At 41.6% G+C, this 7250-nt stretch carries 6 protein-coding genes and 1 pseudogene; 2 read left to right on the forward strand and 5 right to left on the reverse strand.

Going from position 1 to position 7250, the window contains the following annotated elements:
- Positions 1-80 precede the first annotated feature (80 nt).
- Positions 81-1253: a serine/threonine protein kinase gene (locus tag I8748_RS18275; protein WP_198125996.1), complete on the reverse strand. Its 1173-nt coding sequence runs from the start codon at positions 1251-1253 to the stop codon at positions 81-83.
- Positions 1254-1668: 415 nt separating this feature from the next.
- Here I8748_RS18275 and I8748_RS18280 point away from each other — a divergent pair, with 415 nt between their 5' ends.
- Positions 1669-3207 (forward strand): phytoene desaturase family protein, encoded by a 1539-nt coding sequence (locus I8748_RS18280; RefSeq protein ID WP_198125997.1) that lies wholly within the window; start codon positions 1669-1671, stop codon positions 3205-3207.
- A gap of 137 nt (positions 3208-3344) precedes the next feature.
- Here the strand turns inward: I8748_RS18280 and I8748_RS18285 are convergent, their stop codons facing one another.
- The 4 genes and pseudogenes from I8748_RS18285 to I8748_RS18300 all read right to left on the reverse strand — a co-directional run bounded on the left by I8748_RS18285 (position 3345) and on the right by I8748_RS18300 (position 5929).
- Positions 3345-4661, reverse strand: coding sequence for a recombinase family protein (locus I8748_RS18285; protein WP_198125998.1), 1317 nt, complete (start codon positions 4659-4661; stop codon positions 3345-3347).
- A 63-nt stretch (positions 4662-4724) separates the two neighbouring features.
- Positions 4725-5084: a VOC family protein gene (locus I8748_RS18290; RefSeq protein ID WP_198125999.1), complete on the reverse strand. Its 360-nt coding sequence runs from the start codon at positions 5082-5084 to the stop codon at positions 4725-4727.
- Positions 5085-5220: 136 nt separating this feature from the next.
- A pseudogene (locus I8748_RS36285) lies at positions 5221-5331 on the reverse strand (PEP-CTERM sorting domain-containing protein); the annotation flags it as partial.
- 316 nt (positions 5332-5647) lie between these two features.
- A complete protein-coding gene (locus tag I8748_RS18300) occupies positions 5648-5929 on the reverse strand; it encodes a hypothetical protein (RefSeq protein WP_198126000.1) in 282 nt (93 codons plus the stop codon).
- 1024 nt (positions 5930-6953) lie between these two features.
- Between I8748_RS18300 and I8748_RS18305 the strand changes: the two genes are divergently transcribed.
- On the forward strand, positions 6954-7250 hold a 297-nt coding region (locus tag I8748_RS18305; protein WP_318781238.1), incomplete at its 3' end, for a transglutaminase family protein.

Genomic DNA, 7250 nt, shown 5'->3' on the forward strand with positions numbered 1-7250 from the left:
ATAATAACTCCTAACTCCTAACTCCTAACTCCTAACTCCTAATTTGAAATCCTCCCAACTGACAACTGACTGCTTTGTTGTTAAAGCACAGATCGAAGTAAAGCGATCGCTCCAACCCACAACATAATACTAATGGGCGCACCAATCAGAATGCCGGCGATCGCCCAGCCTCTTTGATGGGCTTTGAACTGTTCAATACTGCGCCATCGTCTACTTTTCCAAGCCCATTCGTTGCCTTTTGCACCGAGAGCGATCGCCATTATCCACCAACCATGTGGTACAAAGCAAAATAACCCATACCAAACTTGATTAGTCCACAACCAAAGCCAAGGTAATAGAAATGCGCCCCAATTCCATCCCAGAATTTCTTCGGGAACGGTTTCACTAGGATTATTTACACCGCAACCAGAATTATTAAGTAATGTCTGATTTACACTTTTGAGGGCAAGACCAGATTTGAGAGCATCCAAAGCTTGACGGGCACTTGTAAAACGTTGCTCTGGTGCGGGTTCTGTCAACTTCTGCAACCAGCCGACAAAACTAGGACTAAGGTTAACTCGCTCAGAAAATTGTAGCCGCAAATCCTGCTGAGGCAAATCAAAAGGAGGAACGCCAGTTAATAAATGAATCAAAGTTGCTCCTAATGCATAAAGATCTGATGCAGGAACTGCACGACCACCAAATTGTTCCATTGGGGCATAACCATAAGTACCCACAATGGTAAAAGTAACGCCCTCTTTCGCAGCTTTATCTTGAACTGCTCCAAAATCTACTAAATAAATCCGATTATCTTCACCCCATATTAAATTACTCGGCTTGATATCCCGATGTAAGACGCTGGGATTTAGTTCATGCAGATACATGAGAATCTTGAGAACCTCAGCAGCAATCTTTTTAGCCCGCTTTTCGCTCACCCTTGTACCCAGATTCAGTTTGTCTTTGAGCGACTCACCAGGGATATATTCTTGTACTAAGCCAAACCAAAGTGTGCGGTCATCAATACAAAAATAATCAAGATATTGGGGAATACGAGGATGGTGTAGTTGTTTAAGAATCTGTGCTTCTCGTTCAAAGAGTTTTAGATCATCCCACTGTATATCACCACCAAAGGCGAGAAGTTTAACTACAACTTGCGATTTTTCCGCATTCGAGGCTTGTAAATCCTTTGCTAGCCAAGTTTGGCGAATGCCATTATTACCGAGTTGGCGTTGGATTTGATAACGACTTTGTAATATCTGTTCTGCTTGCAGCATCTTCCACCTGCTGGCAATTTACACTAAGGTGATTCCCCCACTTCTTCCAGGATAATCACTAATTAAGGGGATTGGGGACTGGGGAACTCGGGGCCCCACGACCAACGGGAGGAGCCACTGCGTTGCGGGGGTTCCCCCCGTTGAAGCATGTGGCGTTGGGGATTAGGGGCAATGGGGACTGGGAGGAGATATAGGAGGATGCGGAGAATAACAAATGACTAATGATACCAATTCTCTAAAATGAGGCAACACATTCAAACCCCGAAAGCCATGCCATATCTGAGTACAGACGATTCGTAATTGTAGAGACGATTCGCCTAATCGTCTCTACAATTACGAATTACGAATTACGAATTACGAATTGGTATGACTCCTATAAGCTAGTAGAAATGAGGGTGTTGTTTGTCGAAAATCAGTGAAACAGACAGATGTAGTCGTAATTGGTAGCGGTATTGGTGGTTTGAGTTGTGCGGCTGTTTTGGCACGCTATGGGTTTGATGTGATAGTTTGTGAGAGCCACTCTATCCCTGGTGGGGCGGCACACGCTTTTGAGCGTAATGGCTTTAAGTTCGATTCTGGGCCATCGCTGTACTCTGGATTGTCTTATAGCCCATCTCCTAACCCCCTGCGACAAGTGCTAGACGCAATTGGTTCTGATTTCAAGTGCGTAACATACGATACTTGGGGTTGCCGCTTACCTGAAGGTGATTTTGATACTTCTGTTGGTGCAGAGCAATTTTGTGAGGTGTTAACAAAACTACGTGGAGATGATGCAGTAGTCCAATGGCAAGAGTTGCAACGGGTGATGGAACCATTGGCACGTGCTGCGATCGCAATTCCGCCAGCAGCATTACGTTTTGATATAGGTGCAGCTATCACTGTCAGCCGATTTGCCCCCTCTCTGGCTAAACATACGGCAAATATCCGCAAGCTGACAGGGCCTTTTTCCCGCATCATGGACGGTGTGGTTCAAGACCCATTTATTCACAACTGGCTAAACATGTTGTGTTTTCTCCTCTCTGGACTCCCAGCTTCTGGAACCAATGCCGCAGAGGTAGCATTTATGTTTGCAGATTGGTACAGGCCGGGGGTGGTGCTTGACTATCCAGTTGGCGGTAGCGGTGCTTTAGTTAATGCTTTATTGCAAGGATTAGAGAAACATGGCGGTCAGTTAATACTTAACGCTCATGTAGAGCAAGTGCTTGTAGAAGGCAAGAGGGCTGTAGGTGTGCGTCTACGTGATGGTAAGGAAATTAGGGCGCATCGAGCAGTTGTATCTAACACTTCGGTTTGGGATATGCTGAAGTTGCTGCCTCAAGAGGCTTTACCAAAAAAGTTTCGTGCTAAAAGACAGGCGACACCTGAATGTGATAGTTTTATGCATCTGCATTTAGGCATCGATGCCCAAGGATTGCAATCAGACTTGGCATGTCATTATATCGTGGTCAACGATTGGGAAATGGGTATCACAGCACCCCAAAATCTGGTGTTGGTGTCGATTCCATCACTTTTAGATTCATCCTTAGCACCACCAGGCAAACATGTAATTCACGTGTATACTCCTGGTAATGAACCCTATGCCCTTTGGCAAGGGATGGATAGAAAAAGCCTTGAGTATGAGCAACAAAAGCGATCGCGTGCAGAGGTCATGTGGCAAGCCCTAGAGCGGATCATACCTGATATTCGCTCGCGTTGCGAAGTTACACTAGTTGGCACGCCACTAACCCATGAGCGTTTTCTGCGCCGTCACCGAGGTAGTTACGGCCCGGCAATTCAAGCAGGAGTCGGTTTGTTTCCTGGCCCCAACACACCAATAGCAGGATTAATGTGTTGTGGAGATTCCACATTTCCCGGTATAGGTTTACCTGCTGTTGCCGCTAGTGGGATGATTGTTGCTAACACCCTCGCTCCTGTTCAAAAGCATTTAGAAATGCTTAAAGATATTGGTATCTGATAGTAATTCGTAATTCGTAATTCGTAATTCGTAATTCGTAATTCGTAATTAAAAATCCATTAATTTTTATTCATTATTTCAGAGCAACTTCCTTTAGTATGGGGTAATAATTACGAATGATCTTGAAACTGACAATCTTAAAAAATAAAGATAACTTGTAAATCCCACTCTTGGTTTTGGCGAATAATCTTGATTTGCCTAATGAATTCCCGAAAGTAAAATCGTCGTTCTGCTTCTGATAAATCTAACCAAAATTGTGGAATAGAAACAGCAACAGCAACAGAACGTAAGTTAACAGGGGGAAGCGTAGCTAACTTTGCTTGGAGTGCAGAAGTTTCTGTGCGGAGTTTGTAAGCTCTTAACTTTGCTGTTTCATTATCTAATACTCCAGTTTCCACTAAAGCGGGTAATTGTTCGAGTATTTCTTGTTGACGAGCGATCGCTTCTCCTAAACTGTTCTTAATGGCATCCATCTGTGGAAAATTCATCCCCGCTACTGCCAAGGGTAAGTCACGGCAAACCGTTGTAATTGTATGTTCTAATACATCTTGGTAGGGAATAGCTCGACACTTAGGGCGATGAGGACAGCTAATAGGACGTAAATAAAGATACTCTTTGTCTTGGTGGCGCTGGGTGACACGGGTGACAGTCATGTGTGAGTCACATTCACCACAAACAACTAACCCTGCTAACGAACGGGGCGCACTAGCGGTTCGAGATGGTAAACGGCTGTTACGCCGCAAAAGTCGGTCAACTTGGGCAGCTTCTTCCTTGGAAATTATGGGAATATGAGTATTGGAAATAATTTCACTATTGTGATAAGCTGTGTCACCCCGGTAGACGGGATTAGTTAGCCAGCGTCGCCCAGTAGTGACAGAGATTTTTTTGCCGTATTTTTTTGCCAAGTAACGTACTGAACCCCGCAGGGAACCGTATAGCAAAAAGTGTTCAAAAAAATCTTTAACCACTGGAGAAGTACTACGGTCAATAATGTACTTATCTTTACCTCTGCGGTAACCATAGGGAGCTTTACCTGGTGGAGGTGCGGTATCAAGACGATTACGGGCGTGTCCAGTACGAATGCGGCGGCTATGTTGCTGACGCTGGATTTCGTGTAGCAATTTCAGCAAATCAACACGGAGATGAGAATTTCCCGAAGTGTAAGGTTGTTCAGTAGCAATTATTGCTACTCCCATTGCCTCAAGTTGATTGACGCGATCGCTCACTTCTTCTACAGTATCTCCCAATTCCTCTAAGCGACGAATCAACAGATAATCTACAGGTTCAATTTGGCAGTCTGTAAACAATTGTTGTAATTGCGATCGCGTAGAGTATCCAGAGGACTCTGACTTACCCAAATCTTGGTAAACTCGATCCACCTCCCATCCCCAAATAGCTTTGTCTACGGAAGGTTCTAAAAGAGGTTCGGTATAAGTGTAAGCGATAATTTTCATCTGTCATTTGTCAGTTGTCATTTGTCAGTTGTCATTAGTTATTCTCCCCTGCTCCCATCTCCCTCACTGCTGACCAAGCTCAATAATATTCCCATCCGGATCTTGAGTGAAGAGGGCGGGACGACCGGAGGCGCTGGCTTGAATGGGATAATTTAAATTGAGTAACTCCTGTTTAGCAGTATCTAAGTCTGTAACTGAAAAAGCAATGTGGGGGTTACGTCCCCATTTTTCGTTGGGGTTGTCAGTGGGAGTCGTTGATGCAACTATCAAGTGGATTTGGTGGTCGCCGACTTGATACCATGCACCAGGGTAATTTAGGAAACGGTCTATTTTGGATAATCCCAAAACTGTGCCATAAAAGTGTTCGGAACGTTCCAAGTCAGTCACGAGAATAGCTGTATGGAGACTTTGAGTTATCTGCATTGGCGTCAGATGCGATCGCGTTTATTTAGATTTTGACCTATTGGAATCACTTTCTACTAAATCAACGCCCAAAATATAAAACTGCTGTGTCTGGGGTCGTTAACACAGCAGTATTCAAAGTTGGTTAGCTATAAATTTATGCTTTAGCTATGGTATTTTGTTGCTGTTTGCGCTTGCCCAATGAAGTAGCACCAAAAGCACCTAAAGCCAGAAGTCCCATAACTGAGGCAGGTTCAGGAACAGACTTTCCGCCGATAGTTAAATTGTCAATTACAATGGAGCCGTTGATGGTCGAGCCTCCACCTATAAGACCAACATGAACTCCTTTGATACTTTTCTCAGATATTAAGCCCCAAAATGTTTGACCTGCTAATGAAAAATCTTCGGTACTATCATCCCCGAAGGTAACATGAGCAAAGTATTGAGTACCAAAAATAATATCAAAGCCTGCTCCAAAAACCCCAAGTGCATTTCCTACTGTTGTTTGGGTAAAATCTAACAAGAAAGAACCATTACAACCAGCACAGTATGCGTGGTTTCCTGATTGTGGGCTGTATATAATATTATACCCATTCAACCCAAAGGGTGGTCTGACCAACCACACTGCTCATAGAAGTATTAGTGTGGATGTCGATATTGGCGCCGTCAACTATGTCACCTTTCAAATAGTTAGGGTTTTCGTAATCATCAACGATGAAGGTATTCAAGTCATTCTGAAATGCTGTCCGATTATTAAAAAGAGTGGATGCTTGTGCTTGCTGTCCTCCTATAGCTATTCCTAGAGTGATCAATGATACGCCCAAGCTGATAAATGATAGTTTTTGTGTCATTGTTGAAATAGTCACGAAACTCTTTTTTCCAAAAATGTGCTGTTAATGTTGTCAAGATTCCTAAGTGCTTAAAGATATCGGTTACAAAATTGCCAATACAGCTTTTTGTTACAGCTATAGCTCAGACCATAGCTGCGATCGCAGATATCATTAATCCTGAAAATGGCTTAGGCGTTTAGTTACATTCTTTTTGTACTTGTGGGCTAGATTTTTAACTATGCTTTTCTAGCTCCTGTGTTTATTTACATTAATAGTTAATTTACTAAATTGCTATAGTTAATACACCAGTTTGCAGAAAATTTATGTTATTGACAGCTTAAATAAAAGCTTTAAATATTTAGAATTTACGCGCTATACAAATGAGCCATAATGTGTGTTACGGTATTTGGTTGTTTCAAGCGCTTTGCATAACCCTGATTTATTTGCATATTTGCGTAGGCGTAGCCCGTCATAGACATCGCTGGGTGCTAAAAATGGCTGAAATAATCAAATTATGTATAGTACTTATGTACGATGCGTAAGTCCTAATATTAATGGATGTACTTGGTAGTTAAAGTAATTCTTTGAAGTTTTGTTAAAGTTTTTGTAAATAAGCTATTTTATCGAAACCTACTTAAACATATTTACTTAAGTACTGTGTAAATATTTATTTTAAATTGAATTAATATGCAACTATAATATCCAAAATTACAAAATTAACAGTATATTAAATTCAAGACGAGAAATCATTGCGATACTATTTTATTGTTAGAATTAATAATTTTACTCAGACAAAATTTAGCAGCAAGAGTAATTTACAAGAAGGAAATTAGCTATTAAATTTATAGTAATTAATAATTTTTGTGATACAGACTAAACTAATATAAGTGGAGTATTTGTCTAGTTAAACAAAAAAATCTGTATTTTACCAAATTGAAAATTACTAAAATTTCTGCACAAAATACATTTCCAAATCTCGCTAATTTCTCTAAAATAAAAGTAGGTACAACTGGTGTCAGTTGACCTGCTTGATTCTCATATCTTTACCGAGCAGTTACTTATGAATTTCTCGTCAGCGCGACAATATTTTTATCAGGAGATTCATCAGCCTGACGAGCGTATTAACTTAGCAAAGGCGGCTTTATACATTGCACAGGAAGAATATCCTGACCTTGACCCAGAAGAATACCTTAATGCTCTTGACACAATGGCAGGTGAAGTTCAAGAACGCTTGCCTGACTCACGGTATCCCTTACGCTTGATTAAAAGTCTAAACCAGTATTTTTATGATGACTTGGGATTTACTGGAAATAAAACAGACTACTACGACCCCCGCAATAGTTTTTTAAATGATGTG

The organism is Amazonocrinis nigriterrae CENA67 (genome assembly GCF_016056305.1).
Classification (GTDB): Bacteria; Cyanobacteriota; Cyanobacteriia; order Cyanobacteriales; family Nostocaceae; genus Amazonocrinis; species Amazonocrinis nigriterrae.

What these genes read in the sequence shown, in the direction of transcription:
- I8748_RS18275 (WP_198125996.1), bottom strand. Translation starts at nt 1,253, where the DNA reads ATGCTGCAAGCAGAACAGATATTACAAAGTCGTTATCAAATCCAACGC.
- I8748_RS18285 (WP_198125998.1), bottom strand. Translation starts at nt 4,661, where the DNA reads ATGAAAATTATCGCTTACACTTATACCGAACCTCTTTTAGAACCTTCC.
- I8748_RS18290 (WP_198125999.1), bottom strand. Translation starts at nt 5,084, where the DNA reads ATGCAGATAACTCAAAGTCTCCATACAGCTATTCTCGTGACTGACTTG.